This is a genomic window from Pseudomonas sp. AK106 (assembly GCF_053903055.1).
Genome location: NZ_CP096426.1, coordinates 4116087 through 4142909 on the forward strand (window position 1 = coordinate 4116087; position 26823 = coordinate 4142909).

The 26823-nt window shown below is 60.7% G+C and carries 28 protein-coding genes and 1 pseudogene; 13 read left to right on the plus strand and 16 right to left on the minus strand.

The window, feature by feature from the left end; all coding sequences use genetic code 11:
• Positions 1-89 precede the first annotated feature (89 nt).
• The 7 genes from argR to acs all read right to left on the minus strand — a co-directional run bounded on the left by argR (position 90) and on the right by acs (position 8742).
• Positions 90-1073, minus strand: a complete 984-nt coding sequence (gene argR, locus M1E04_RS18120; RefSeq protein WP_192135432.1) for a transcriptional regulator ArgR — start codon at positions 1071-1073, stop codon at positions 90-92.
• 149 nt (positions 1074-1222) lie between these two features.
• A complete protein-coding gene (locus tag M1E04_RS18125) occupies positions 1223-1987 on the minus strand; it encodes an ABC transporter ATP-binding protein (protein WP_065986202.1) in 765 nt (254 codons plus the stop codon).
• Between the two features lie 21 nt (positions 1988-2008).
• Positions 2009-3121 (minus strand): succinylglutamate desuccinylase/aspartoacylase family protein, encoded by a 1113-nt coding sequence (locus M1E04_RS18130; protein WP_456291822.1) that lies wholly within the window; start codon positions 3119-3121, stop codon positions 2009-2011.
• 1 nt (position 3122) lies between these two features.
• A complete protein-coding gene (locus M1E04_RS18135) occupies positions 3123-3821 on the minus strand; it encodes an ABC transporter permease (protein WP_065986204.1) in 699 nt (232 codons plus the stop codon).
• Complete coding sequence (locus tag M1E04_RS18140; protein ID WP_065986205.1) at positions 3818-4507, minus strand: ABC transporter permease; 690 nt, start codon at positions 4505-4507, stop codon at positions 3818-3820. The genes M1E04_RS18135 and M1E04_RS18140 overlap by 4 nt, the downstream gene beginning before the upstream one ends.
• Before the next feature lie 91 nt (positions 4508-4598).
• Positions 4599-5375 carry an ABC transporter substrate-binding protein gene (locus M1E04_RS18145; protein ID WP_065986206.1) on the minus strand — a complete coding sequence of 259 codons (777 nt, stop codon included), beginning with the start codon at positions 5373-5375 and terminating at the stop codon, positions 4599-4601.
• A gap of 1411 nt (positions 5376-6786) precedes the next feature.
• A complete protein-coding gene (gene acs, locus M1E04_RS18150) occupies positions 6787-8742 on the minus strand; it encodes an acetate--CoA ligase (protein WP_065986974.1) in 1956 nt (651 codons plus the stop codon).
• A gap of 446 nt (positions 8743-9188) precedes the next feature.
• On the opposite strand from acs, the gene M1E04_RS18155 reads away from it, so the two are divergent.
• Positions 9189-9455 (plus strand): DUF2790 domain-containing protein, encoded by a 267-nt coding sequence (locus M1E04_RS18155; RefSeq protein WP_065986968.1) that lies wholly within the window; start codon positions 9189-9191, stop codon positions 9453-9455.
• A gap of 164 nt (positions 9456-9619) precedes the next feature.
• On the opposite strand, the gene M1E04_RS18160 is transcribed toward M1E04_RS18155, so the two are convergent.
• Positions 9620-11173, minus strand: a complete 1554-nt coding sequence (locus tag M1E04_RS18160; protein WP_065986966.1) for a sigma-54-dependent transcriptional regulator — start codon at positions 11171-11173, stop codon at positions 9620-9622.
• 272 nt (positions 11174-11445) lie between these two features.
• On the opposite strand from M1E04_RS18160, the gene phhA reads away from it, so the two are divergent.
• From phhA to M1E04_RS18185, 5 genes are all read left to right on the plus strand, one after another.
• Positions 11446-12234 carry a phenylalanine 4-monooxygenase gene (gene phhA, locus M1E04_RS18165; protein ID WP_410928089.1) on the plus strand — a complete coding sequence of 263 codons (789 nt, stop codon included), beginning with the start codon at positions 11446-11448 and terminating at the stop codon, positions 12232-12234.
• Between the two features lie 50 nt (positions 12235-12284).
• Complete coding sequence (locus M1E04_RS18170) at positions 12285-12641, plus strand: 4a-hydroxytetrahydrobiopterin dehydratase (RefSeq protein ID WP_192135438.1); 357 nt, start codon at positions 12285-12287, stop codon at positions 12639-12641.
• 1 nt (position 12642) lies between these two features.
• Entirely contained in the window at positions 12643-13839 is a 1197-nt protein-coding gene (locus M1E04_RS18175; protein WP_456291823.1) for an amino acid aminotransferase, read from the plus strand.
• A gap of 180 nt (positions 13840-14019) precedes the next feature.
• Entirely contained in the window at positions 14020-14157 is a 138-nt protein-coding gene (locus M1E04_RS18180; protein WP_166650518.1) for a hypothetical protein, read from the plus strand.
• A 263-nt stretch (positions 14158-14420) separates the two neighbouring features.
• Positions 14421-15635: an MFS transporter gene (locus M1E04_RS18185; protein WP_456291824.1), complete on the plus strand. Its 1215-nt coding sequence runs from the start codon at positions 14421-14423 to the stop codon at positions 15633-15635.
• A gap of 15 nt (positions 15636-15650) precedes the next feature.
• Here the strand turns inward: M1E04_RS18185 and arfB are convergent, their stop codons facing one another.
• Both arfB and M1E04_RS18195 read right to left on the minus strand, forming a co-directional pair.
• Complete coding sequence (gene arfB / locus M1E04_RS18190; RefSeq protein ID WP_410934562.1) at positions 15651-16064, minus strand: alternative ribosome rescue aminoacyl-tRNA hydrolase ArfB; 414 nt, start codon at positions 16062-16064, stop codon at positions 15651-15653.
• A gap of 52 nt (positions 16065-16116) precedes the next feature.
• Complete coding sequence (locus tag M1E04_RS18195; protein WP_065986952.1) at positions 16117-17541, minus strand: amino acid permease; 1425 nt, start codon at positions 17539-17541, stop codon at positions 16117-16119.
• Between the two features lie 518 nt (positions 17542-18059).
• Between M1E04_RS18195 and M1E04_RS18200 the strand changes: the two genes are divergently transcribed.
• Positions 18060-18197 (plus strand): hypothetical protein, encoded by a 138-nt coding sequence (locus tag M1E04_RS18200; protein ID WP_163022139.1) that lies wholly within the window; start codon positions 18060-18062, stop codon positions 18195-18197.
• Positions 18198-18267: 70 nt separating this feature from the next.
• Positions 18268-19236, plus strand: a complete 969-nt coding sequence (locus M1E04_RS18205) for a leucyl aminopeptidase (RefSeq protein WP_456291825.1) — start codon at positions 18268-18270, stop codon at positions 19234-19236.
• Between the two features lie 84 nt (positions 19237-19320).
• Here the strand turns inward: M1E04_RS18205 and rluB are convergent, their stop codons facing one another.
• The 6 genes from rluB to M1E04_RS18235 form a co-directional block, all read right to left on the minus strand.
• Complete coding sequence (gene rluB / locus M1E04_RS18210; protein ID WP_065986948.1) at positions 19321-20568, minus strand: 23S rRNA pseudouridine(2605) synthase RluB; 1248 nt, start codon at positions 20566-20568, stop codon at positions 19321-19323.
• A 207-nt stretch (positions 20569-20775) separates the two neighbouring features.
• On the minus strand, positions 20776-20970 hold the full coding sequence (locus M1E04_RS18215; RefSeq protein WP_065986946.1) for a DUF1289 domain-containing protein: 195 nt from the start codon (positions 20968-20970) through the stop codon (positions 20776-20778).
• 54 nt (positions 20971-21024) lie between these two features.
• On the minus strand, positions 21025-21816 hold the full coding sequence (gene scpB / locus M1E04_RS18220; protein WP_065986944.1) for an SMC-Scp complex subunit ScpB: 792 nt from the start codon (positions 21814-21816) through the stop codon (positions 21025-21027).
• A 17-nt stretch (positions 21817-21833) separates the two neighbouring features.
• Entirely contained in the window at positions 21834-22532 is a 699-nt protein-coding gene (locus tag M1E04_RS18225) for a segregation and condensation protein A (protein ID WP_163022142.1), read from the minus strand.
• Between the two features lie 140 nt (positions 22533-22672).
• Entirely contained in the window at positions 22673-23305 is a 633-nt protein-coding gene (locus M1E04_RS18230; protein ID WP_108121457.1) for an L-threonylcarbamoyladenylate synthase, read from the minus strand.
• A gap of 13 nt (positions 23306-23318) precedes the next feature.
• A complete protein-coding gene (locus tag M1E04_RS18235; RefSeq protein ID WP_192135444.1) occupies positions 23319-24179 on the minus strand; it encodes a PHP domain-containing protein in 861 nt (286 codons plus the stop codon).
• A gap of 65 nt (positions 24180-24244) precedes the next feature.
• Between M1E04_RS18235 and M1E04_RS18240 the strand changes: the two genes are divergently transcribed.
• The 5 genes and pseudogenes from M1E04_RS18240 (at position 24245) to M1E04_RS18260 (ending at position 26802) form a co-directional block, all read left to right on the plus strand.
• Positions 24245-24853, plus strand: a complete 609-nt coding sequence (locus M1E04_RS18240) for a septation protein A (protein ID WP_192135445.1) — start codon at positions 24245-24247, stop codon at positions 24851-24853.
• A gap of 1 nt (position 24854) precedes the next feature.
• On the plus strand, positions 24855-25154 hold the full coding sequence (locus M1E04_RS18245) for a YciI family protein (RefSeq protein WP_192135447.1): 300 nt from the start codon (positions 24855-24857) through the stop codon (positions 25152-25154).
• A 169-nt stretch (positions 25155-25323) separates the two neighbouring features.
• Positions 25324-25422: pseudogene (locus M1E04_RS18250) on the plus strand (translation initiation factor 2); the annotation flags it as partial.
• A gap of 3 nt (positions 25423-25425) precedes the next feature.
• On the plus strand, positions 25426-26103 hold the full coding sequence (locus tag M1E04_RS18255) for a response regulator transcription factor (RefSeq protein ID WP_065986934.1): 678 nt from the start codon (positions 25426-25428) through the stop codon (positions 26101-26103).
• 255 nt (positions 26104-26358) lie between these two features.
• Positions 26359-26802, plus strand: a complete 444-nt coding sequence (locus tag M1E04_RS18260) for a Spy/CpxP family protein refolding chaperone (protein WP_369318804.1) — start codon at positions 26359-26361, stop codon at positions 26800-26802.
• Positions 26803-26823 lie beyond the last annotated feature (21 nt).

Below are 26823 nucleotides of genomic sequence, written 5' to 3' on the forward strand. Positions count from 1 at the left end.
CAATGCGACAAATTGCGTCACAAAGGCGCAGTTTAACCGGTGGCGTGCGCCTGGAGCAGTGCTGATTCGAAACCGGCCAAGCTGAATATTCAGCCGCGCTCGGCGGGCACCGAGGACAATTCGAACGGGCTGCTGCTGCGGCGCTGGTTGCGGTCTTCGCGGGGGGTGGCGCCGAAGAAGTTGCGGTAGGCGCTGGAGAAATGCGGCCCTGAGGAGAACCCGCAGGACAGGCCGATCTGAATGATCGATTTGCTGGTCTGCATCAGCATCTGTCGGGCCTTGTTCAGGCGCAGTTCGAGGTAGTACTGGCTCGGCACGCGATTGAGGTACTGCTTGAAGATGCGCTCCAACTGACGGCGCGACACGCACACGTGCTGGGCGATTTCGTCGGTGGTGAGCGGTTCTTCGATGTTGGCTTCCATCAACAGCACCGCCTGGGTCAGCTTCGGGTGGCTGGAACCGAGACGGTTTTGCAATGGAATCCGCTGCCGCTCGCCGCCTTCACGGATGCGCTCCACCACCAGTTCTTCCGACACCGCGCCGGCCAGCTCGGCGCCGTGATCACGGGCCAGCACCGCCAGCAAAAGATCGAGCACCGACATCCCGCCGCAGGCGGTCAGGCGATCACGATCCCAGTCGAACAAATGACTGGTGGCAATGACCTTTGGGAAGCGCTCGGCGAAATCATCCTGCCAGCGCCAGTGCACCGCGGCACGGTAACCGTCGAGCAGACCCAACTGCGCCAGCGGGTACACGCCCGCCGACAATCCACCGATCACGCAACCGGCACGAACCAGTTGTTTGAGCGCGCCACCGAGGGCCGAAGACATCGGCGCCGGCGGCTCGTCGGCTAGCAGAAACAGCTTCTGAAACCCTTCCAGACGACCGACCCACGGCTCGCCCGGCAGCTGCCAACCGGCAGCGTCAACGGGCGGCTCGGCCTGCAGAAACGACAGTTCGTAAACCACTTCGGGGTGAACGCGCTGAGCAACACGCAGGGCTTCCTCCGCCAGCGCCAGGGTCAAGGCTTTGGTGCCGGGCCAGATGAGAAATCCGATTCGATGGGCAGTCATGGCGTGCAGTCCGAAACGTGTCGCTAAAAGGGGTCGCACGCCTGGCATGCGATGGGATTCTGTAACCTGCAGTCAATGGCTGCGGTCTGGATGACGCGCAGCATGAACCGTTCTGATGCAAAACGCACCGCTCTCACGTGGCGGGCGGGCTACTTCAAACTGCCGGACAGGAACTGCTGCAGACGCTCGGATTTCGGATTGACCAGCACTTCACGGGGGTTGCCGGACTCTTCGACCAGGCCCTTGTGCAGGAAGATCAGCTGGTTCGACACTTCACGGGCGAAGCCCATTTCGTGGGTCACCACCACCATGGTTCGGCCTTCCTGAGCCAGCGCCTGCATGACTTTCAGCACGTCGCCGACCAGCTCGGGGTCGAGGGCGGACGTTGGTTCGTCAAACAGCATGACTTCCGGTTCCACGGCCAGCGCCCGGGCAATCGCCACGCGCTGCTGTTCGCCGCCGGACATGTGCCCCGGGTAAGCGTCCTTGCGGTGATAGACACCGACCTTGTTCAGGTAATGTTCTGCCTTTTCCAGCGCTTCTTTCTTCGGCACGCCCAGGACGTGCACGGGCGCCTCGATGATGTTTTCCATCGCGGTCATGTGCGACCACAGGTTGAAGTGCTGAAACACCATCGACAGGCGCGAACGCATGCGCTGCAGCTGTTTGGGGTCCGCCGCCTTCAAGCCGCCGGCCTTGTTGGAGACGAGCTTGAGCTCTTCGTTGTTGAGCAGGATGCGGCCGGATTTTGGCTGCTCCAGCAAGTTAATGCAGCGCAGAAAGGTGCTTTTACCCGAGCCGCTGGAGCCGATGATGCTGATGACATCGCCGGCTCTGGCGGTCAGCGAAACGCCTTTGAGCACTTCGTGACTGCCATAGCACTTGTGCAGGTCCTGGACTTCCAGTTTGTTCATGATGTCGGTTCTCACAAGTAATCAGTCACTGAGCAGGCGGCCGCTGCGCAACGGCGTGCGGCCGGCCACTTTGGCCATCCAGAAGCCCGGCTGGGCGTATCGCAGTTTTTCGATGGCGAACAGCACCCCGGCCGTACCGGCACAGACGGTGGTGGCGCGATCGGTCAACGGGTCAATGACCTCGAACAGCGGTTCGCCGGGTTCGACCCAGGCTCCCGCCGGACGTAAAAACGTCAGCACGCCGGGATGGGGCGCATAAATCATTTCGGTGCCTTCGAAGGGCATGCCCTCACAAGCCTCATGGACCGGTTGCGGCCACTCGCCGCCGATCAGGCCCTGCTCGGCCAGAAACGCCAGAATGCCTTCGGCGTAGGCCTCGGCTTCGGCCTTGCCGGTGTTGAGCTGACCGCCCAGCTCCAGGGTGGTGGCCAGGCAGGCCAGCGGAATCTGCGCGTCCGGGAACTGCTTGGACAAACGCAGCCACGGCAGCGAACAGGCTTCGTCGAACGAGCTGCCGCCGGAATCTTCAGCCAGCAGCGCAACGGTCACCCCCAGATGCGCCGACAGCGAACGCCATTGGGGCCAGTGCTGGGGCAAAGCGTACATGTGCAGCGAGGCGTCGGTGTCGCAATGCAGGTCCAGCACCACGTCGGCGCTGCAGGCATGACTGAGCAAGACGCGCTGCATGCCGGCCAGTTCGCTGCCGGCGGTCGGCAATTGCTCGAGCACGTCGGCCATGGCCTGACGAATCAGCTTGATGTTGGCGTGGGGGTCGTCGCCGAGCTTGCCCGCCAGCGCCAAGGCAACTGGCTCGCTGAGTTCGGTGAAATCGCGGTTGAAGTTCTTGCCGCTGCCGTACTCGAAACGGCCCTGATGGTTGCCCTGCAGCAACTGGCCCAGACCGATCGGGTTGGCGACCGGCACCAGCTCGATGACGCCTTTGAGCAAGCCCTGCTCTTCCAGCTGTGTCAGGCGTTTCTTCAATTCCCAGGCGGTGCGCATGCCCGGCAACTCATCGGCGTGCAGGCTGGCCTGAATGTAGGCCTTGCGCTCGCCCTGGCCGAAACGGAACACACTCAAGGTGCGCTGGGTGCCGAGGTTGCCCCACGGCAAATCGTGATCGATGCGCTGCATATCAGTGCTTCCTCGGGGCGAGGTAACTGAGCCAGCGGCGCTCGGCCAGCTTGAACAGTTTCACCAGAATGAACGTCAGGCACAGGTAGAAAACACCTGCGGTGATGTAGGCCTCGAACGGCAGGTAGAACTGCGCGTTGACCGCGCGTGCCGCACCGGTGATGTCCATCAACGTGACGATGGACGCCAGACTGGTGGTCTGCAGCATCATGATCACTTCGTTGCTGTACTGCGGCAGCGCCCGGCGCAGGGCCGACGGCAGCAGAATGCGGCGGTACATCTTGGCTTTGGACATGCCCATCGCCCGTGCCGCCTCGATCTCGCCCGGCGGCGTGGACTTCAGGCTGCCGGCGATGATTTCAGCGGTGTAGGCGCTGGTGTTGATGGCGAAGGCCAGGCACGCGCAAAAGGTCGCGCTCGACAGCCACGGCCACAGAATGCTCTCACGCACCGCCTCGAACTGCGCCAGCCCGTAGTAGATAAGGAACAACTGCACCAGCATCGGCGTGCCGCGAATGACGTAGGTGTAGCTCCACGCCAGCAGATTGACCCAGGCGATTTTCGACACGCGCATCAGGCCCAGCGGCAGTGCGGCGAGCAGGCCGAAGAACAGTGACAGCGCGAGCAGTTTGAGGGTAATCAGCAGGCCGCCGACGTACAGCGGCAGGCTTTCCCAGACGACGTTGTAGTCGAAAATCATAGGTCTGCCACCCTTACGCCGGCCGAGTAACGTTTTTCGATGTAGCGCAGTACCAGCAGCGAGACACTGGTGATCACCAGGTACATGGCCGCGACTGCGAGGAAGAAAGTGAAGGGTTCGCGGGTGGCATCGGCCGCCTGCTTGGCCTTGAACATCATGTCCTGCAGACCGACCACGGAAATCAGCGCGGTGGCCTTGGTCAGCACCAGCCAGTTATTGGTGAACCCGGGGATCGCCAGGCGAATCATCTGCGGCACCAGAATGCGGAAGAACACCCGGCCACTGCTCATGCCGTAGGCCATGCCCGCTTCGGCCTGCCCTTTCGGGATGGCCATGAACGCGCCGCGGAAGGTCTCCGACAGGTACGCGCCAAAAATGAAACCCAGCGTGCCGATGCCGGCCACCAGCGGGTTCAGGTCGATGTAGTCGTCGTGACCGAGCAGCGGCGCGATGCGGTTGAGCAGGTCCTGACCGCCGTAGAAAATCAGCAGGATCAGCACCAGATCGGGAATGCCGCGGATCACGGTGGAATACAGATCGCCCAGCCATGCCAGCCATCGCACCGGCGACAGCCGCAATGCCACGCCGATCAGGCCGAGCACGATCGCCAGCGCCATGGAGCACAGAGCGAGCTGCAAGGTCAGCCATGCACCGTCGAGGATGACGGCTCCGTAACCTTTCAACATGTTGTTTGGCCCTCAAGCGCGGGATAGAAAAATGGCGCAATCAGTCGGTACGGTGACCGGCTGCTTGCGCCATTGACGGCTTCAAACCACGTTACTTGCCGTAGATGTCGAAGTCGAAGTACTTGTCTTGAATGGCTTTGTATTTGCCGTTGGCACGAATGGCCGCGATGGCTGCGTTGAGCTTGTCCAGATCCGCCTTGTCGCCTTTGCGCACGGCAATGCCGACGCCGTCGCCGAAGTAGTTGACGTCGGTGAAGGCCGGGCCGACGAACGCGTAGCCTTTGCCGGATTCGGTGTTCAGGAAGCCGTCCTGCAGGAGGGTGGCGTCGGCCACGGTGCCATCGAGACGACCGGCGCCGATGTCCAGATAGACTTCGTTCTGCGAGCTGTACGGCTTGATTTCAGCACCCAGCGGGGCCAGGACTTCGCGGGCGAAACGCTCGTGGATCGAGCCACGCTGCACGCCGATGTTCTTGCCCTTGAGTTCGGTCATGCCATCGCTGACGACGGTGCCCTGCTTCATGACCAGGCGAGCCGGGGTGTTGTAGTACTTGTTGGTGAAGTCGACGGACTTCTTGCGGTCTTCGGTGATGGACATCGAGGACAGGATGGCGTCGATCTTGCGCACTTTCAGCGCGGGGATCAGGCCGTCGAATTCCTGCTCGACCCATACGCACTTGACCTTCATCTCTTCGCACAGAGCGTTGCCGATGTCGTAGTCGAAGCCGACGATGCTGCCGTCCGGTGCCTTGGAGGCAAACGGAGGGTATGCCGCTTCGATGCCGATCTTCATGGGCTTTTCATCGGCGAATACGGGCTGTGCCAATACGGTCAGTGCCAGCGCACCCAGCAGCATGAGCTTTTTCATTTCTTGGAACTCCATCGGTATAACGCGACAAATGGCAGTGAGCGAGGCGCTCAATGAACAGGAGGAATCAGAAATTGCGACGCGAGGTGCCGGCGGGTCTCTGGACCCGACTAGCCTTCGGCGAGTGGTCGGCATTTTAGCGGCAGGCTGAAAGTCGATATTTCTTCAATGCGACAACTAGTTACAGAAGCGCATGAAATCGTATTCAGGCTAATTGACATCCAAAAAGCTTTATGCAAGTGCCAGAGTTGGCAAACCTATCAACGAAGCAAATAACGCGCCCATTATTGGCAAAGCCTTATGATCCGGCAAGTCCAGCGTGGGAGCGGGTTGATTCGGGGCGATGAAATGCTTTGTTTTCGGGTGTAAACGCCCCACAGCGGGGGGGGAGGTTACCGGGGCGGATGTGCGGTAACAAATCGATATTTCCCGATTCTCGGCGGCGCCTGAAGGTTTGAGATCAATAGCGTCTGCCTAGGGGCAGACTGTTTCGCCTTCGGCGAGTTACTTTTAAAAAGCACTAAAAGTAACCAAAAGTGCCTGCTCCTGGTTTGGCCCTCCTTCGTCGGGTTCCCTCACTCCAACGACGCTCCGTGGGCCCGCGCCGAACGGACATCCATGTCCTGACGGCGCTCTCGCCGCATCCATGCGGCTCGACCCACTCCGCGTCGTCTGCGTTCAGCCTGCACCCAAGTCGCGATTGGCGGTGTTTGAGCCTCTTGCGTATGAAGATCAAAAGCAAATAAGGAGCAAATCAACAGCTTCCCGGCTGAAGCCGGTCCTACGACCTGCGCGGTGTCGATCGTTCCCCCGCTCCGCGTGGGAATGCATCCTGTGACGCTCCGCGTCACCTCGCCAGGCCTGAATCCGCTTCGTCTGTAGGACGCGGAGCGTCCGGGGCTGCGTTACCACGCGGAGCGTGGGAACGATCAGAAGTGCGGGCGACACCGACTGTAGGACCGGCTTTAGCCGGGAAGGCGTCGGTGTGTAGACCGCGAAATTGATGGTGAACCCACTGGCCCCTTCGCGGCTAAAGCCGGTCCCACTGACTGCGCGCGGTGTCAGTAGGACCGGCTTCAGCCGGGAAGCTGTTGATCTTGATCTTCGAACACAAGAGTTCCAGACGACACCAATCGCGACTTGGGTGCAGGCTGAACGGAGGTCTCGCGCAGTGGGCCGAGCCGCATGGATGCGGCGAGAGCGCCGTCAGGACATGGATGTCCGTTCGGCGCGGGCCCACGGAGCGAGACCGGAGTGAGGGTATTCCGACGAAGGAGGAACCAAACCAGGAGCAAGCACCCTTGGTTACTTGGGGTGCTTTTCCAAGTAACTCGCCGAAGGCGAAACGTCCGCCGTTAGGCGGACGCTCTTGATCTTAACGATTGTTAAATCGCTCCCCGGAGCACGACCCTTAGGCGGCAGTCATGGTCTTGTGCGTCTCCACCAGATGCGCCACCACACTCGGGTCAGCAAGCGTAGAGATATCGCCCAGCGCGTCGTACTCCCCGGTGGCGATCTTGCGCAGGATACGGCGCATGATCTTGCCGGAACGGGTCTTCGGCAGGCCCGGCGCCCACTGAATCACATCCGGCGAAGCGATCGGACCGATCTCCTTGCGCACCCAGTTGCGCAACTCGATGCGCAGCGCCTCGTCCGGCACTTCACCGCCATTGAGGGTGACGTAAACGTAGATGCCCTGCCCCTTCAGATCGTGAGGCACGCCCACCACGGCCGCTTCAGCGACTTTCGGGTGAGCCACCATCGCGCTCTCGATTTCGGCGGTGCCCATGCGGTGACCGGACACGTTCAGCACGTCATCGACGCGGCCAGTGATCCAGTAGTAACCGTCTTCGTCACGACGGGCGCCATCACCGGTGAAATACATGCCGCGGAAGGTCTTGAAGTAGGTGTCGACGAAACGGTCGTGATCGCCGTACAGGCTGCGCGACTGACCCGGCCACGAGTCGAGAATCACCAGATTGCCTTCCGCCGCGCCTTCGATGAGGTTGCCCAGGTTATCCACTAGGGCCGGAATCACGCCGAAGAACGGACGGGTCGCCGAACCCGGCTTCAAGGCAATAGCGCCAGGCAACGGGCTGATCAGAATGCCGCCGGTTTCGGTCTGCCACCAGGTGTCCACAATCGGGCAATTCTTGTTGCCGACGGTGTTGTAGTACCAGTTCCAGGCTTCCGGGTTGATCGGCTCGCCAACCGAACCCAACAGGCGAAGGCTCGAACCGTCGGCGCCTTCTACGGCTTTGGTGCCCTCGGCCATCATGGCGCGGATGGCGGTCGGCGCGGTGTAGAGGATGTTGACCTTGTGCTTGTCGACGATTTTCGACACGCGAGTGATGTCCGGGTAGTTCGGCACGCCTTCGAACAGCAGCGTGGTGGCGCCGTTGGCCAGCGGTCCGTAGACGATATAGCTGTGGCCGGTAACCCAGCCGACGTCGGCGGTGCACCAGTACACTTCGCCCGGACGGTAATCGAACACACGCTCGTGGGTCAGCGCGGCGTACAGCAGATAGCCCGCTGTGGTGTGCAACACGCCCTTCGGCTTGCCGGTGGAGCCGGAGGTGTAAAGGATGAACAGCGACTCTTCGGCGCCCATTTCTTTCGGCGCGCAGGTGCTTGAGGCCACGTCCAGCAGCGAGTGGTACCAGATGTCGCGATGACGGTTCCACTCGATATCGCCGCCGGTGCGCTTGCACACAATGACCTTTTGTACGCTCGCCGTTTCCGGGTTGGTCAGCGCACGGTCGACGTTGGCCTTCATGGGCGTTTTTTTGCCGCCACGCAGCCCTTCGTCTGCGGTGATCACCACCTTCGATTTGCAGTCGATGATGCGACCGGCCAGTGCTTCCGGGGAGAAACCACCGAATACTACCGAGTGAATCGCACCGATACGCGCGCAGGCCAGCATGGCCACAACGGCTTCCGGGATCATCGGCATATAGATAGTGACGACGTCGCCGCGGTGGACATCCTGCCCGCGCAGCGCGTTGGCGAACTTGCAGACTTCTTCGTGCAGTTCGCGATAGGTAATGTTGCGGCTCTCGGAAGGATCGTCGCCTTCCCAGATGATCGCAATTGAATCACCGCGCTCGGCCAAATGGCGGTCGAGGCAGTTGTAGGAAACGTTCAGGGTGCCATCGGCGAACCACTTGATGTCGACGCGGTGGTCGTCGAAAGAGGTCTGTTTGACGGTGGTGAATGGCTTGATCCAGTCAAGGCGCTGGGCTTGCTCGCGCCAGAAGCCATCGGGGTTGACCACCGACTGCTGGTACATCGCCTTGTAGGTCGCCTCGTCAGTCAGCGTGTTGGCTGCCACTTCAGGGCGGACGGGGTACAGGGAAGCCGCACTCATCTTTCTTACCTCGGTGGAAATGTTGTTGTTTTATGACCCTGTTGTATCCGCCGACGGCTGCAAAGGCCATTCGACGATGGTCTTACCACTCCCGAGCATAGCGCCGAAAGCAGGTGACGTGCCCGGCTTCAGGCAAATCTTCATGTCTCGGCTACGACCAAAGAATCCATGGGCGCCTGCGAACAACCTGCATACGACGATTGTTGCCGATTTGCTCAATAGACTTTATCAAAATGGTTTCTATATGAATTCCGGAGAGGGGCATAGAATCCGTTCCGCCAACACGGCAACTGATTGATTAACAACAGCCCCCACGCTGGACATCGATCAACTAACCCACCCGGTCATCATTCGCTTCACCCAGAGCCCCACAAGGATTCTGTGCACCCTGTCGACCGCACTTTCTGCGCCGCAGTGTGAATGAAGCAACTTAGAGGAAACGAGTAATGAAAGCTGCACTGGTTGTAATGGCTCTTTGTGGTTTCAGCGCCATGGCAATGGCAGAAGAATCCGGCGCGAAAGTGGCCGCCCAGCAACAGCGTGTCGAGGAGTACACCTACTCCACCAAGCTGGATATCGCGAAGGTCATTTCGGTGGATGACGTGCCGGACGTCTGCCAGGTCGTCCCCCAGCACATGACTTACGAAGACTCGCAGGGCAAACGCCACGTGCTTGAGTATCAGGTCATGGGTAACGGTTGCAGCAACGGCTGATCAGCCATCTGTTTCGTTGAGTTGGGCGCGCGACTTATTTAAAGAAGCGTGCTTGCTCATGTAATGCGGTGTATCCGTTTATCTGGCTGTTATCTGTCTAAGTCACTCGCGGGCAAGGTGGACCGCCATTCCGATCACTCCCCTGTAGTTAATCAGCACATCGTTCAACGTTGACCTATTCCATAGTGCTTCAACTTATTGGCCACCGTTGTATGGGAAATACCCAGTCGCTTGCCTAATAACCGGCTGCTCGGGTGTGCTGCATATAACTGTTCAAGTACTGCTTTCTCGAATCGCCCGACAATATCTTCCAATCCGCCTTCCAGAGAAAAGTCGCCCAAGGGTTGGCGCACGCCGTAATCCGGCAGGCGAATATGTTCGGCGTTCACTCGTTTGCCGTCGCACAACGAAACTGCCTGAAACAGGACGTTCTCCAACTGCCGGACATTGCCGGGCCAGTGGTATTGGCTGAGGCGTTCCATGGCCGCGGGCGCCAGCCGAGGCAAGGTGCAGCCGATCTGCCGACTGGCCTGATCGAGAAAATGCTCCACCAGCGGCGCGAGACCGTCCATGCACTCGCGCAGGGGCGGAATGTGCAAGGACAACACGTTAAGCCGGTGGTAGAGGTCCTGGCGGAATTCACCCCGGGCGCAGAGTTCGGACAAGTCCACTTGCGTCGCGCAGATGATGCGCACATCGAGATACACCTCTTCGTCGCTGCCTACCCGTCGAAAGCAACCTTCCTGCAGATAGCGCAGCAGTTTCGCCTGCAACCGCGCGCTCATTTCCGCGACGCCGTCGAGAAACAACGTGCCGCCCGAGGTCAATTCGAGCAGCCCCAACTTGCCTTCGGCGCGCGCACCTTCAAACGCACCGGGGCCGTAGCCGAAGAGCTCGGTCTCGGCCATGGATTCGGAAAACCCCGCGCAGTTGAGCGCCATCATCGGCGACTGACCGCGCGGGCTGGCGAGATGACAAGCCCGCGCCAGCAACTCCTTGCCGGTGCCGGTCTCGCCTTCGATCAGCAACGGCGCATCCAGCGGGGCCATGCGCCGGGCCTCCCGAACCACCGCCGCCATCACCTTCGAACTCTGAAAAATGCTGTCGAAACCGCGCAGCTCCTGCTTGCGCACGTTATAGATGTGCTCGCCGACCCGGTCGGCGCGGTGCAATGTCAGCACGGCGCCGGCCATGGCTTCGCTGTCTTCGTGCTCGGATTGCAGGGGCGCGATGTCCGCGAGAAAAATGTCGCCCTTTACCTTCACGCGCAGGCCATTGATGCGCGAGCGGTTGGCGCGCACCAACTGCGGCAGGTCGAAATCCTCGGCGTAACGGGACAGCGGGATGCCCGGCACCTCATCGACCCGCACGCCCAGCAACTGCGCCGCAGCGCGATTCGCCGCAACGATGGAGCCGCCCATGTCGATGGACAGCACGGGAAACTCAAGGGCGCCAAGCAAGGCATTGAGCTCCATATGCCGACGTTCGCTGGGCATTAATCCCACACGCTTGACGCCGAATACCCCGGCTATGGTCTCGAATTTCGGCACCAGCGCCTGGAACTGCAGATTGATCAGGTTCGGGCAACGCAGATAGATGGCATCGCCATGCTCACCTCCCACTTCGCCACCGGAGACGTTGACGCCGTAGGCCACCAGCAGCTCAAGGATGTCGCGCAGGATGCCAACGCGATTCTGACAATGGACTTTGATACGCATGGAGAGCTCGCGGACGTGGCATCGATTTCAGGTTCGTTCAAGTTTATCGTCAAGAATACGTTACAGCGCAAGGGCCGGAGGCGACCGCGCGGCAATTACATACGAGCCTATCCATGGGATCGTCACGTTTTCTTTACGAATTGTCGTAGCGTTTCAGGCAAATCGAGCGAAAGCCCCGCGTCCGGAAGCGCCAAATCAGCTATCAATAGGCCCATCAGGTTCATCCCTATATCGCATTGCTCCATATAAGAAAAAACCATCAGGAGAGCCCCATGAGTACGCAGTACGTCGCACGCGAACCGGACGCCACCGGTTTTATTGATTACTCCGACGCCGAACACAGAATCTGGAACACCCTCATCACCCGCCAGCTCAAGGTGGTCGAAGGCCGCGCGTGTCAGGAGTATCTGGATGGCATCGAGCAGCTCGCCCTGCCCCACGACCGTATTCCGCAGCTCGGCGAAATCAACCGCGTGCTGGGGGCAGCCACGGGTTGGCAAGTCGAGCGCGTGCCGGCGCTGATCCCTTTTCAAACCTTCTTCGAGTTGCTGGCGAGCAAGCGATTTCCGGTCGCCACGTTCATTCGCAGCGAAGAAGAACTCGACTACCTGCAAGAGCCCGACATCTTTCACGAGGTTTTCGGACACTGCCCGTTGCTGACCAACCCGTGGTTTGCAGAATTTACCCACACCTACGGCAAGCTCGGTCTGGCAGCCAGCAAAGAGCAGCGCGTGTATCTTGCCCGCCTCTACTGGATGACCATCGAATTCGGCCTGGTCGACACGCCACAAGGGCGCAAGATCTACGGCGGCGGCATCCTCTCTTCGCCCAAGGAAACCGTTTACAGCGTGTCATCGACCCCTGAACACCAGCCCTTCGACCCGATCGAAGCCATGCGCACGCCCTATCGCATCGACATTCTGCAGCCAGTGTATTTTGTACTGCCAGACCTCAAGCGCCTGTTTGACCTCGCCCATGAAGACATCATGGGCATGGCGCGCATGGCGGCTGAACGGGGCCTGCACGCACCAAAATTTCCCTCAAAAACGAAAGCCGCCTAAAACAAAGGCTGCCTGAACAAGCAGCCCGAACCCGATCAAGGAATTTGCCAATGACCGCTCTCAATCAAGCCCAGTGCGAAGCCTGCCGCGCCGACGCCCCGCAAGTCAGTGACGCCGAGCTGCCGGATTTGCTCAAGCAGATCCCGGACTGGAACATCGAAGTGCGTGACAGCGTCATGCAACTGGAAAAAGTCTTCCTGTTCAAGAATTTCAAATTTGCGCTGGCGTTTACCAACGCTGTCGGCGAAATTGCCGAGGCCGAAGGTCACCACCCGGGTCTGCTGACCGAATGGGGCAAAGTGACCGTGACCTGGTGGAGCCACTCCATCAAAGGGCTGCACCGCAACGATTTCATCATGGCCTCCCGCACAGACGAGGTGGCCAAAAGCGCCGAGGGCCGTAAGTAAAATGCATTTCTCACAGATTCAGCGCGTACCGGACGATCCCATCCTGGGCCTGATTCAGGCCTACGCCAAAGACCCGAATCCGAGCAAGTTCGATCTGGGCGTGGGCGTCTATAAAGATGCGCAGGGCCTGACCACCATCCCTCGCGCGGTGAAAATCGCCGAGCAGCGACTGGTCGACTCGCAGCCCACCAAGAGTTACATCGGTGGCCATGGCGAACCGCGTTTCGGCACGCTGATCTGTGAGCTGGTCATGGGCGCCGATTCGCCGCTGATCGCCAGCAAACGCGTCGGCGCCACCCAAACACCCGGCGGTACCGGCGCGCTGCGGTTGAGCGCAGACTTCATTGCCCATTGCCTGCCGGGCAAGGGCATCTGGCTGAGCGATCCGACCTGGCCGATTCACGAAACCATCTATGCGGCGGCGGGCCTGAAGGTCAGTCACTACCCCTACGTGGGCCGCGACAATCAGCTCAACGTGCCGGCCATGCTGGAGACGTTGAAAACCATTCCCGAGGGCGACGTTGTCCTGCTGCACGCGTGCTGTCACAACCCGACCGGGTTTGACCTGTCCCGTGATGACTGGCACGCGGTGCTGGAAATCGTCAAGCAACGCAACCTGCTGCCGCTGATCGACTTCGCCTACCAGGGTTTTGGCGACGGTCTCGAGGAGGACGCCTGGGCGGTTCGCCTGTTTGCCGGCGAGCTGCCTGAGCTGCTGATCACCAGTTCCTGCTCGAAAAACTTCGGTCTGTACCGCGAGCGCACCGGCGCCTTGCTCGTCTGTGCTGACACCACAGAGAAGCTGATGGACGTGCGCAGTCAGCTGTCGGCGACGGCCCGTAATCTGTGGTCGAACCCGCCGGATCATGGCGCCGCCGTGGTGGCCGAAATTTTGGGCGATCCTGAATTGAAGGCCCTGTGGGCTGGAGAGGTTGAGGAGATGCGCTGCCGCATTGCGCAACTTCGGGTCGGGCTGGTCGAGGCACTCACGCCGCTGGGTCTGGGTGAACGTTTCGCCCACATTGGCGTGCAGCGCGGCATGTTTTCCTACACTGGCATGAACGACGACCAGGTCGCGCGTCTGCGAAACGAGCATAGCGTGTACATGGTGGCGGCGGGTCGAGCCAACGTTGCGGGGATTGACGCCACGCGACTGGATGAACTGGCAGCGGCGTTTGCGGCGGTTTGCAAGGACTGAGGCGCTCACCGAGTCGACGCTTTTAAAGGGCCGCGCGCATGTTGCAGGAACCCATCCTCACTACATGACCAGCGGCCCGCATTTAAAAGTCTGATTGTCATTTGTACTGCTGTATCCTCCCTGAGCGTTCTCGGACGCGCTGTTCAATTCAGCCGCAACACACTTGTGAGGAGCGACGATATGCATGAAATCCCGAACTTCCCCTTCCCAAGCCAGAATCAGCAAAGTGCAGCAGCCCGCCAGGAACTCGGTCAGCCGATCGAGATGAAAGCCAGCGGTAAACGCAACGACAGCAGCAAAGCCCAAAGCCCGCGCTAAAGGCCTGTTTAGCCACTGATTTTTCAGCCGCTAAATTTTCAGCCCCTACGGAAGAGCGTCTTCAAGGTGTATTTCCATAAGGGCTGAATCATTCGCGACAGGTTCCACCCCTGCCTGACCCCGAACTCAGATCCACCCATCCGCCACTGCCATGAACCGCCGTGCCTCGCTATCATGTGCCCTCGCGCGGATTCAAGCGTCTACGCTTCAACCCGATTGCCCCCTCGCTATTCTTTTTCCGTCGTAACCGTGGATCTATGCCCATGCCAGACGCTTCGAGCGCTGCCCCTCAACGTCCTATGGCTGTCACGCTGCAGGTTGTTTCCATCGTCCTTTTCACCTTCATCGGCTACCTGAACATCGGTATCCCGCTGGCCGTATTGCCAGGTTATGTGCACACCGACCTTGGCTTCGGCGCGGTCGCTGCCGGGCTGGTGATCAGCGTGCAATACCTCGCGACCCTCCTCAGCCGGCCCTACGCCGGGCGCCTCATCGACACCCGAGGCCCGAAAAAAGCGGTAATCATCGGCCTGTTCGGCTGCGGGTTGAGCGGCGTGTTCATGCTCCTCGCCGACTGGCTCGATGCCTGGCCAATGATCAGCCTGATCAGCCTGTTTGTAGGGCGGCTGGTGCTCGGCAGCGCTGAAAGCCTGGTTGGCTCCGGCTCGATCGGCTGGGGCATCGGCTGCGTCGGCGCTGCCAATACGGCCAAAGTGATTTCATGGAACGGCATCGCCAGCTACGGCGCCCTGGCCATCGGCGCGCCGGTGGGGGTGTTGCTGGTCAATGCGTTGGGGCTGTGGAGCATGGGCGTCAGCATCATGCTGTTGGCGGCGCTGGGGATTTCCCTGGCCTGGAAGAAAACCCCGGCGCCGCTGGTGCATGGCGAGCGCTTGCCCTTCCTGCACGTGCTGGGCCGCGTGCTGCCCCACGGCACCGGGCTGGCGCTGGGGTCAATCGGCTTCGGCACCATCGCAACGTTTATCACGCTGTATTACGCCAGCCACACCTGGCCAAATGCGGTGTTGTGCCTGAGCCTGTTCGGCGCCTGCTTCATCGGTGCACGCCTGCTGTTCGGCAACCTGATCAATCGCATCGGCGGCTTCCGCGTGGCGATTGCCTGCCTGTCGGTGGAGACGTTGGGGTTGCTGCTGCTGTGGCTGGCGCCCAACCCGAATCTGGCGTTGGCCGGTGCGGCGCTGACCGGCTTCGGCTTCTCGCTGGTGTTCCCGGCGCTGGGCGTCGAAGCGGTGAACCTGGTGCCGCCGGCCAGTCGCGGTGCGGCGGTGGGGGCTTATTCGCTGTTCATTGACCTGTCGCTGGGGATCACCGGGCCGGTGGCGGGCGCCGTGGCGGCTGGTTTTGGCTTCGCGTCAATCTTCCTGTTTGCTGCGCTGGCGTCACTGAGCGGCCTCGGGCTGAGCGTGTATCTCTACAAGCACGCGAAAAGGACGCGAGACAAGCCGGTCGCCAGTTGATCCCGCAAGCGACACTCAAAAATCGACCTTGCCCCGCCCTGCCTTGATCGACCCGCGCTTGGTTTTCGATTCCAGCCGGCGGGTCTTCGAGCCCAGGGTCGGCTTGGTCGGCCGGCGCTTCTTCTCCACCTTGCCCGCACTGATGATCAGCTCGCTCAGGCGTTCCAGCGCATCGGCACGGTTCTGCTCCTGCGTCCGGTATTGCTGCGCCTTGATCACCAGCACGCCGTCGCTGGTGATGCGGCTGTCACGCAGCGCCAGCAGGCGTTCCTTGTAGAACGGCGGCAGCGACGAGGCGTTGATGTCGAAACGCAGATGCATGGCGCTGGACACCTTGTTGACGTTCTGACCACCCGCACCCTGGGCACGGATGGCGGTCAGCTCGACGTCGCCGTCCGGCAGATGGATGTTGTTGGAGATGATCAGCATGGCAATCCAGTTCCTGGTCGAAGCCGCCGCGACGTCACCGGCGGCTCTCGCCTTATTTGATGATCGACGTCCGCTGGGCCATTGACTCACTGTTGGCCCGGCGCTTGTTCTTGATCACGTAAAACACCCACATCGCCGCCAGCCAGATCGGGATCGCGTACACCGAAATCCGGATACCGGGGATCATCAGCATGATCACCAGAATCAGCACCACAAACGCCAGACAGACGTAGTTGCCGTACGGGTACCACAGCGCCTTGAACAGCGGCTGCTGGCCGACCCGGGTCAGGTGCTGGCGGAACTTGAGGTGCGAATAGCTGATCATCGCCCAGTTGATGACCAGAGTGGCGACCACCAGGGACATCAGCAGCTCAAGGGCGTTTTGCGGCATCAGGTAGTTGAGCAGCACGGCAATCAGCGTCACCGCCGCCGACACCAGAATCGCCCGCACCGGAACACCCCGGCCATCGACCCGCGCCAGTGACTGCGGCGCATCGCCCTGCTCGGCCATGCCGAACAGCATGCGCGCGTTGCAATAGGTGCCGCTGTTGTAGACCGACAAGGCCGCCGTCAGCACGACGAAGTTGAGAATATGCGCCGCCGTCGTGCTGCCCAGCATCGAGAACACATGCACGAACGGGCTGCCACTGTAGGCATCGCCGGACGCATTGAGATCAATCAGCAAGGCGTCCCACGGCGTCAGCGACAGCAGCACCACCAGCGAGCCGATGTAGAAAATCAGAATCCGATAAATGACCTGATTGATCGCCTTGGGAATGATGGTCCGCGGCTGGTCCGCCTCGGCTGCGGTGAAGCCGAGCATTTCCAGCCCGCCGAACGAGAACATGATGAACGCCAGCGCCATGACCAGCCCGCTCACGCCATGGGGGAAGAAGCCGCCCCGATCCCACAGGTTGCTGACCGACGCTTGTGGGCCACCCTCGCCGCTGACCAGCAGATAGCTGCCCAGGGCGATCATCCCCAGAATCGCCACCACCTTAATGATCGCGAACCAGAATTCAGCCTCGCCAAAGACTTTTACGTTGGCCAGGTTGATGACGTTGATCATCACGAAGAACACGGCAGCCGAGGCCCACGCCGGGACTTCCGGCCACCAGTACTGGATGTATTTGCCGACGGCGGTCAGTTCGGACATGCCCACCAGAATGTAGAGGACCCAGCAATTCCAGCCCGACAGAAAGCCGGCAAAACCGCCCCAGTAATTGTGGGCGAAATGGCTGAACGACCCAGCCACCGGCTCTTCGACGATCATCTCGCCGAGCTGTCGCATAATCATGAAAGCAATGAAGCCGCAGACGGCGTAGCCAAGGATCATCGACGGGCCTGCGGACTTCAGCACCCCTGCCGAGCCTAGGAACAGCCCCGTGCCGATCGCGCCACCGAGGGCGATCAGCTGGATGTGACGGTTCTTCAGACCACGCTTCAAGTCACCCGAATGGGACATGTTTTCACTCATTGGCAAACCACCTTGGCGCGCTTGTCTGTGACGGAATCGAACCCGACGCGCTCATGACGCGGCGGAGGGAAACGGAGTGGGTAACCCCGAGGGGTTGGCGTCCATACGCCGGTGGATCACAGAAAAAACGGGCGCGCATTGTACACCGCTCACATGGCGTTTGGCGGCGAAAGAATTCCCGGCTGAAGCCGCTCCCACCTAATTCGACCGGTGCTTTTGTAGGACCGGCTTCAGCCGGGAAGCTGTTCTATACCGACCTCCGACACAATTCTGTCGCAAAAATAATTCACCGAAATCAAAAGCTCCCTAACGTTGTTTTCGCTGCAAGTTTCAATAAGTCCGGCGAAGTGCCAGCATTTGCCGGTCGATTTTTATTTTGCAACAGTCTGACTATTGAACTAGTTTTTTCAGTGCTTGCTGGCCACGAAGGTCAGTGTGCTTCCATGACGAGGACCCAGGGCTCTGTCCTTCCGTCCTCGCTGCATTCGGCAAGTACGTCATTCTCAGGAGATTCACCTATGCAAACAGTTGAACTGGCTCTGGAAGAAGAACTGCAATTGGACGATTGGTTTGAAGCACCGACTCATGATGCCGCTGTGGAGATGATGCAGGCTGACGCTGTGGTGCCGTTTGGCACCGCGATGTGGCCGTTCTAAAACAGCTGAAGGGCGAACGTGGCTAACGCGTTCGCCCTCTTGTTTCGAGCATCCGGATGCGGAGCGCACTATGGATAACAGCAGCGCAATCGAACATTTCCTCTACTACCTGCAACACCATCCCGCCGTCACCGGCATTCACACCCCCCAAGTCTTACTGGCGCACACCGCGGAATACCGCCGTCTCATCGAGGGCATCGCCGAGAACTCGACGGCGCGGGATGTCTTCCGGTTCAGCACATTGCCGCTGGACACGACCCCGGTCAGCGAGCTATCAGAGGCCATCACCGACTCCGATCTCTTCGTCCTGTTCTACGATTCCTCAACGCTGCCCAATCCCCGCGCCGAGGGACCGCCGTTCATTCGTCAGCTGCAAGAGGTGATGTCGGCGCAGTGGAAAAAGTCTTTGCTGTTCAAAGATTACGGCGATTATTTCTACGACACGTTCAGCGTTGAGCCCGAGCGCATCGCGCAGTTGAATGCGGCGTTGATCGATACCATGAACGAAGGCGAGACCCTCAGCTTCAGCGACGATCACGGCTCGTACTTCGAGGCGCCGCTGCGCGAATTGAAGAAGTGGACCAACATCAACGGCGTCGGTAACTACGACCTGGCTCCCGGTGAGATCGCCACCCACAGCGAATCCATCAACGGTCATGTGCGGTTCCTCGGCACCTTTCTCAGCACCATACCCTTCGCGCGCAAGTACGGGATCATCGAGTCGCCACTGGAATTGTGGATCGAGAACTCCACCATCACCCGCATTGCCACCGACGTGCCGGGGCTGGAGCACGACTTCAATAAATACCTGGACGCCAATCCCTCGAACCGGCGCATCGAAGAACTGGGGATCGGCACCAACGAAGGTGTCAGCCAGCTGTACGCGCGCAATGCGGGTTTCGAGGAGCGCCATTGCGGACTGCATCTGGGACTGGGTGGCGGTGCCAAAGGCAGCCACCACATGGACCTGATATTCAACAGCGGCTCACTGGCCGTGGACAAGCGCGTGGTGTTCGACGGCACTGCCTACGTCGTCTGACTCCCAAGCGCGCATAAAAAAAACGCCAGTCTCTCGACTGGCGTTTTTTGTACTTCAGACCGCGATTACTGCTTCACAAGGCCATTACTCGGGCTTGCGACGACCAAAGCCCGGGCGCTGACCAGTGCCGCTTGGCGGGCCGCGGCGTTTGCCGGACGGGGTCTTGTCGTCCACCAGACCGATGCCGGGACGCGAAGGCTTCGGCTTGGCGGGACGCTTGTTCATGTCGCTCGGGCGTTCCGCGACCGGCGTGCCGCGACCGTTTTCGCTACGCGCGCTGTCGCCACGTGGATTGCCGCCACGGGCAGTGTCGCCACGACCACCGATGGCCGGACGCGGGGTGCGCGCCGGACGACCGTTTTCCGCAGGCTTGCGCGCCGGGCGCTCGCCATCCGCCAGACGTGGCTCACGGGCCGGACGGTCCGAAGACACTGCATCTTTGGCCGGACGAACCTGACGCACGCGCTCGCCCTTGCCCAACGGACGGGACGACTGGCGCTGCAAACGCTCCAGCTTGTCTTTGGTCTTGGCGGTCATCTGCGGCATCGCGACCGGCGTCAGGCCGACCTCGGCACTGAGAATGTCGACTTCCTGCTGACTCATTTCGCGCCAGCGACCCATCGGCAGATCGGAGTTGAGGAACACCGGACCGAAACGCACGCGCTTCAGACGGCTGACCACCAAACCCTGGGATTCCCACAACCGACGAACTTCGCGGTTGCGGCCTTCCATGACCACGCAGTGGTACCAGTGGTTGAAGCCTTCGCCACCCGGCGCCTGCTGAATGTCAGTGAAACGCGCCGGACCGTCTTCCAGCACCACGCCAGCCTTCAGGCGCGCCAGCATGTCGTCGTCGACTTCGCCACGGACGCGCACGGCGTACTCGCGGTCCATTTCGAACGAAGGGTGCATCAGGCGGTTGGCCAGTTCACCGTCGGTGGTGAACATCAGCAACCCGGTGGTGTTGATGTCCAGACGACCGATGTTGATCCAGCGGCCTTCTTTCGGGCGCGGCAGGCGATCGAACACGGTCGGACGGCCTTCAGGGTCGTCACGGGTGCAGATTTCACCGTCCGGCTTGTTGTACATGACGACGCGGCGAACGGTCTCGGCGGCTTCTTCGCGGCGGATCACGCGACCGTCGACCGTAATGGCGTCATGCAGATCGACGCGCTGACCCAGAGTGGCCTGAACGCCGTTGACCTTGATGCGGCCTTCGCCGATCCAGGCTTCAACGTCGCGACGGGAACCGACGCCAATGCGCGCCAGAACCTTCTGCAGTTTTTCGCCTGCTGGGCCGATCTCTTTGTCTTGCTTGTCTTGTTCACTCATCTGGGCACCTCCCGGTGTGTCGAATCAGGGCATGCGCGAGTGGGCATGGCCTGTGGCCCGGCTCTCTGGACGAAAGCAGCTCCGGATCAGAACAGCTCTGAAGCGGAACGGGCGGAAAACTGAAATCCCTGGCGCGTGTGGATCGCCAAAAGGTCGCGAATCATACGCGCCTGACGCGCGTTGCGCATCAGAGACTAGATGAAAAATTCAGGCTGACTTCTTTTTCCGCCGACTGGCGCCCTTGAGCTTGATCAGCCGCAGCGCCGATTCGGCGAGCACCGAACGCTTTTCGTCCTTCTCCATCTTCTTCCAGGATTTGATCTCGCGCTTGCTGCGACCACAGCCCAGGCAAATATCATCGTCGAATTTGCAGAGGCTGATGCAGGGATTCTTGGTGCTCATGGGTTCGCCTGAATGAGGAATTGGGCGCTGCGCATCGTCCTGCCACAGCGTTCGTCACCGCGGATCTTCATCGTCCTGCGGCGGTTCTTCCAATTCAGACTCTTTATCGGCCTCATCGAGCAATAAATCGTCGAAGTCGATTTTCAGGCCCTGCTCCATGGTATCCAGCTCGGCCAACAAGCTGCGGAAACTGGTCTCATCCCGGGGCGCCTCAGGCTCTGCGTCAGCATCGAGTGGCAGGCTGGCATCGGCCAACGCCTGCAAGTGCGCGGGCACAGGTGCGTCGTCGAATTCAAGCACCGGCTCGGTTTCCATCTCGCGCAGGTCGGCCAGTGGCGGCAGTTCGTCGAGGTTTTTCAGGTTGAAGTGATCAAGAAAGGCTTTGGTGGTGGCGAACATCGCGGGTTTGCCGGGCACGTCGCGGTAGCCGACGATCCTGATCCATTCGCGCTCCATCAGGGTCTTGACGATGTTGGTGTTGACCGCGACGCCACGCACGTCCTCGATCTCGCCCCGGGTGATCGGCTGGCGATAGGCGATCAGCGCCATGGTTTCCAGGAGGGCGCGCGAATAACGCTGCGGGCGTTCTTCCCACAGACGCCCGACCCAGGGCGCAAACTTCTCGCGGATCTGCAAGCGATAGCCGGTGGCGACTTCTTTCAGCTCAAAGGCGCGGTTGTCGCAGGACTTGCCCAGCAACGTCAGCGCTTTTTTGAACACCGGCGGTTCGGGCCGCTCGCCCTCTTCGAAGAGCTCGTAGAGACGCTCCAGGGACTGCGGTTTTCCGGAGGCGAGCAGAAACGCTTCGAGCAACGGCGCCAGATCGCGGGGTTCATTCAGGTTCATTGATCAGCTCTTGCTCTTTATTCGGCTCGCGCCCGCACATGAATAACGGCGAAGGCTTCGTTTTGCACCAGCTCCACCAGTTGCTCCTTGACCAGTTCCAGCACCGCCATGAACGTCACCACCACGCCCAGCCGCCCCTCTTCTGCCGTGAACAGCTCGGCGAAGGGCACGAAACCCGCGCCTTTCAAGCGCTCCAGCACATCACTCATGCGCTCGCGGGTGGACAGTGCTTCGCGGCTGACCTGGTGACTTTCGAACATGTCGCCACGGCGCAGCACGTCGGCCATCGACATCAACAGCTCTTCGAGGGCGACGTCCGGCAACAACTTGCGCACCCGCGCTTCGGGCGCCTCCAGCCGGGGCACCAGTACATCGCGGCCCACGCGGGACAGCTGGTCAATGCCTTCTGCCGCCGCCTTGAACCGCTCGTATTGCTGCAAGCGACGGATCAGTTCGGCGCGGGGATCGCCTTCTTCTTCCTCGGCCATTTCCGAGCGCGGCAGGAGCATCCGCGATTTGATCTCGGCAAGCATGGCCGCCATGACCAGATACTCGGCGGCCAGCTCCAGGCGCACGGTTTTCATCAGTTCGACGTAACCCATGTATTGACGGGTGATTTCCGCCACGGGGATGTCGAGGATGTTGATGTTCTGTTTGCGAATCAGGTAAAGCAGCAGGTCCAGCGGGCCCTCGAAAGCTTCGAGGAACACTTCCAGCGCATCCGGCGGGATGTACAGGTCGACCGGCATCTGTGTGACGGCCTGACCGTAGACCATGGCAAACGGCAGCTCTTGCTGGGCGTTGGCCTGCGGGTCGATGTGAGCGTCGGTCTGAGCCTCCAGCGTTTGCGCCTCGGTCACTCGACTTCGACCCCGAACGGCGTCGGATCGCCGCAACCCACACGCACCACTTGGGGCTCGCCATCGGTCAGGTTGACCACGGTCGAGGCCGAGATGCCGCCCTCGCCTGCGTCGATGATCAGGTCCACCTGATGCTCGAGAATCCCGCGCATCTCGTAAGGGTCACTCATCGGAATGGTCTCGCCCGGCATGATCAGGCTGACGCTCATCAGCGGCTCACCCAGTTCCTGCAACAGCGCCTGCGCGATGGGATGACCCGGCACGCGCAGGCCAATGGTGCGCCGCTTGGGGTGCAGGACCAGACGCGGTACGTCACGTGTGGCGCCGAGAATGAAGGTGTACGGCCCCGGCGTGTGCGCCTTGAGCACGCGAAACGCCGCCGTGTCGACCTTGGCGAACAACCCCAGCTGGGACAGATCGCTGCACATCAGCGTGAAATTGTGTTTGTCATCGAGTTGACGCAGGCGACGGATGCGCTCGACGGCCGTCTTGTCGCCCATCTGGCAACCCAATGCGTAGGACGAATCGGTGGGATAAACCACCAGACCGCCCGCCCGGATGATTTCCACGGCCTGCTTGATCAGGCGCGCTTGCGGGTTTTCCGGGTGGACCTGGAAAAATTGACTCACGGTAATTTCCTGTTCAGACGGCAGTAGGCTGGTCATGTTTGAACCGACACCAAAGGGGCGGCAGGTCTTCGGGCAATGGGCGATAAACGCCGATTTCAGACCATGCGCCTGGGGCATGAAAATCACTGCCGGCACTGACCAGCAGACCGAACTCACGGGCCAGAATCGCCAGACTGCCGACCTGATCGGCAGGCTGCAGGCCGTTGACCACTTCTATGGCGTGGCCGCCGGCCTGAATGAAGTCGGCGACCAGCTTGCGACGCTTGCTGCGGGTGAAATCGTAATGCGAAGGGTGCGCGAGGCTGACCCACGCCCCGGCGGCGCGCAGGGTCGCCACCGTTTGCTCAAGGGTCGGCCAGTGTTGCTTGACGTCGCCCAGCTTGCCCGCACCGAGCCATTTGCGGAACGCTTCGGCGCGGTCCTTGACGAACCCCTGGTTGACCAGAAAGTCGGCAAAGTGCGGCCGGGCCGGCGCATTACCGCTGTCGCCCAGCGCCTGCTGCACCGCACGCGCACCTTCGAGCGCGCCGGGCATACCTTTCATCGCCAACTTGCGGCTTATTTCTTCGGCCCGCAACCAGCGGCCGGTGTGCAATTGCTCGATCGCCTCACGCAATTGCGGGGCGTCCACATCGAACCCATAGCCCAGCACATGGATGGTGGCACCGCCCCAGGTGCAGGACAATTCGATGCCGTCGATCAGCTGCATACCCAGCGCAAGCGCCGCAGCACGGGCCTCGGCGAGGCCTTCGAGGGTGTCGTGGTCGGTGAGTGCGAGGACTTTCACGCCGTGCTCGTGGGCACGCGCGACGAGTACCGCGGGCGCAAGGGCGCCATCGGAAGCGGTGCTGTGGCAGTGCAGATCGACGTTCATAGGGGCGCTTTCGCAGTCATTGATGTTTGTTATTATGCCGTCACATCCAGCTTCTGGCTCTTACTGTGAAACAATTCATCGACTTCATCCCGCTCATCCTGTTCTTCATCGTTTACAAAATCAGCCCGCAAGCCGTCGATGTCCTTGGCCACAGCTTCATGGTAGGCGGGATTTACAGCGCCACCGCGATGCTGATCGCCAGTTCCCTCGTGGTTTACGGCGTCCTCTATGTCCGTCAGGGCAAACTGGAAAAAAGTCAGTGGCTGACGCTGATTGCCTGCCTCGTGTTCGGTAGCCTGACCCTGGCGTTCCACAGCGAAACCTTCCTCAAGTGGAAAGCCCCGGTGGTGAACTGGGTCTTCGCGCTGATCTTCGCCGGCAGTCACTTCATCGGCGATCGTCTGTTGATTCAACGCATCATGGGCCACGCGCTGACCCTGCCGCAGGCGGTCTGGACCAAACTGAACATCGCCTGGATCGTGTTCTTCCTGTTCTGCGGCGCGGCCAATCTCTATGTGGCGTTTACCTATCAAGAATTCTGGGTCGACTTCAAGGTGTTCGGCAGCCTGGGCATGACCCTGCTGTTCCTGGTCGGCCAGGGCATCTACCTGGCTCGCCACATCCATGACACCGATCCGTCAACCCAGCCAACAAACAAAAAAAGAGAGGACTGACATGCTTTATGCAATCGTGGCAACCGACGTCGCCAACTCGCTGGAAAAACGCCTGGCCGCGCGCCCTGCGCACCTTGAGCGCCTGAACGCCATGAAGGCCGAAGGGCGCATCGTCCTCGCCGGCCCGATGCCTGCGGTAGACAGCGTCGACCCGGGCACTGCAGGGTTTACCGGCAGCCTGATCGTCGCCGAATTCGAGTCCCTCAAGGACGCCCAGGCCTGGGCTGAGGCGGATCCCTATGTGGCAGCGGGTGTCTACGCTGACGTGATCGTCAAACCGTTCAAGCAAGTCCTGCCCTGAAACGTCTGTCAGGCGCCCGGCTCTGTACACCGGGCCGGACCGCCTTCACCCGCCCTCTGAAGTTCACCCTACGCACTGCCCTGCCGATAAGTTGCTAGAACCAAAGGCTTTGACTGCGGCTCAAAGAGGCACGGGCGGTCATGCCTTGTGGGTATTGACCGAACAATAATGGTTTGTCACGAGGGGTCACGCAGCCAGGGTGGCCCTCCAGTGCGGTATCTTTGCCAGCGGCCGGCGTCGACGTCGTCGGCAATGGCTAAATGAGTGAGTCATGAGCGAGCTGTTACTTATTGATGATGACCAGGAGCTGTGTGAGCTCCTGAGCAGTTGGTTGAGTCAGGAAGGGTTCGCAGTGCGTGCCTGCCACGATGGCCAGAGCGCGCGCAAAGCGCTTGCCGAATCCGCACCCGCTGCGGTGGTGCTGGACGTGATGCTCCCCGACGGCAGCGGTCTGGAAGTGCTCAAACAATTGCGCACCGATCACCCCGACCTTCCCGTGCTGATGCTCTCGGCGCGCGGCGAACCGCTGGACCGCATTCTGGGTCTGGAGCTGGGCGCCGATGATTATCTGGCCAAGCCCTGCGATCCTCGCGAACTGACAGCGCGTCTGCGCGCGGTGCTGCGCCGTAGCCATCCGACGGCGGTATCGTCGCAAATCGAACTGGGTGATCTGTGCTTCAGTCCCGCACGGGGCGTGGTCACGATTGACGAGCAGGAATTCACCCTGACGGTCTCCGAAGCGCGTCTGCTTGAGGCCTTGCTCGGCCAGCCCGGTGAACCGCTGGAAAAGCAGGAGCTGGCGCAACTGGCCCTGGGCCGCAAACTGACCCTCTACGACCGCAGCCTTGATATGCACGTCAGCAACCTGCGCAAGAAGATCGGCCCCCACGCCGACGGCCGCCCGCGCATCGTTGCCCTGCGCAGCCGCGGGTATTATTACAGCCTCTGACGAGGCAGCTGCAAGCTGCAAGCAACAGCGACAGCACAAGCAACAGCATCGGCAGCGACGCCGGACTGCTTTTTGGCTTGAAGCTTGTGGCTTGCCGCTTACAGCTGGGCGCGCACTCGGCAATTGCCCCTTACGTAAACATCGGAACGCACCGCCTTTACCCAAGCTTTACCGACGCCTGACCTCGCTTGACCTTGATCTCCCTAAACTGGCCTCAACCGGCACAGAGCCGAAATCGAGACAAGGAGATTCACCATGCGCAAGACTTTGATGGCTTTGATGTTCGCCGCAGCCCTGCCTACCGTTGCAATGGCCATGACTCCAGAAGCTGGCCCTATGGGTGGCCCTGGCGGTCCTGGCTTTGAAGGACCTGGCATGCATCATCGCCACGGCCCGATGGAAAGACTCAACCTGACCCCGGAACAACGTCAGCAAGTCGACCAGATGATGGGCGATCAGTGGCGCGGCCGCTCCGAGATCACCCAGAAGTACCTGGCCAAGCTGTCGCCCGCCGACCAGAAGGCGATGATGGATGAACAGGAAGCTGCCCGGGCCAAAACCCAGTCCGGCATCCGCGCCCTGCTGACGCCAGAGCAACAGAAGACCTTCGACCAGATCCAGAAGGATGAAGCCCAGCGCCGTGCGGATCGCGCCGAGTTCGAAGCGTGGAAAGCGCAGAAAGCGCAAAAAACCCAGTAACTGCCTGCTGGCGCGGCATTA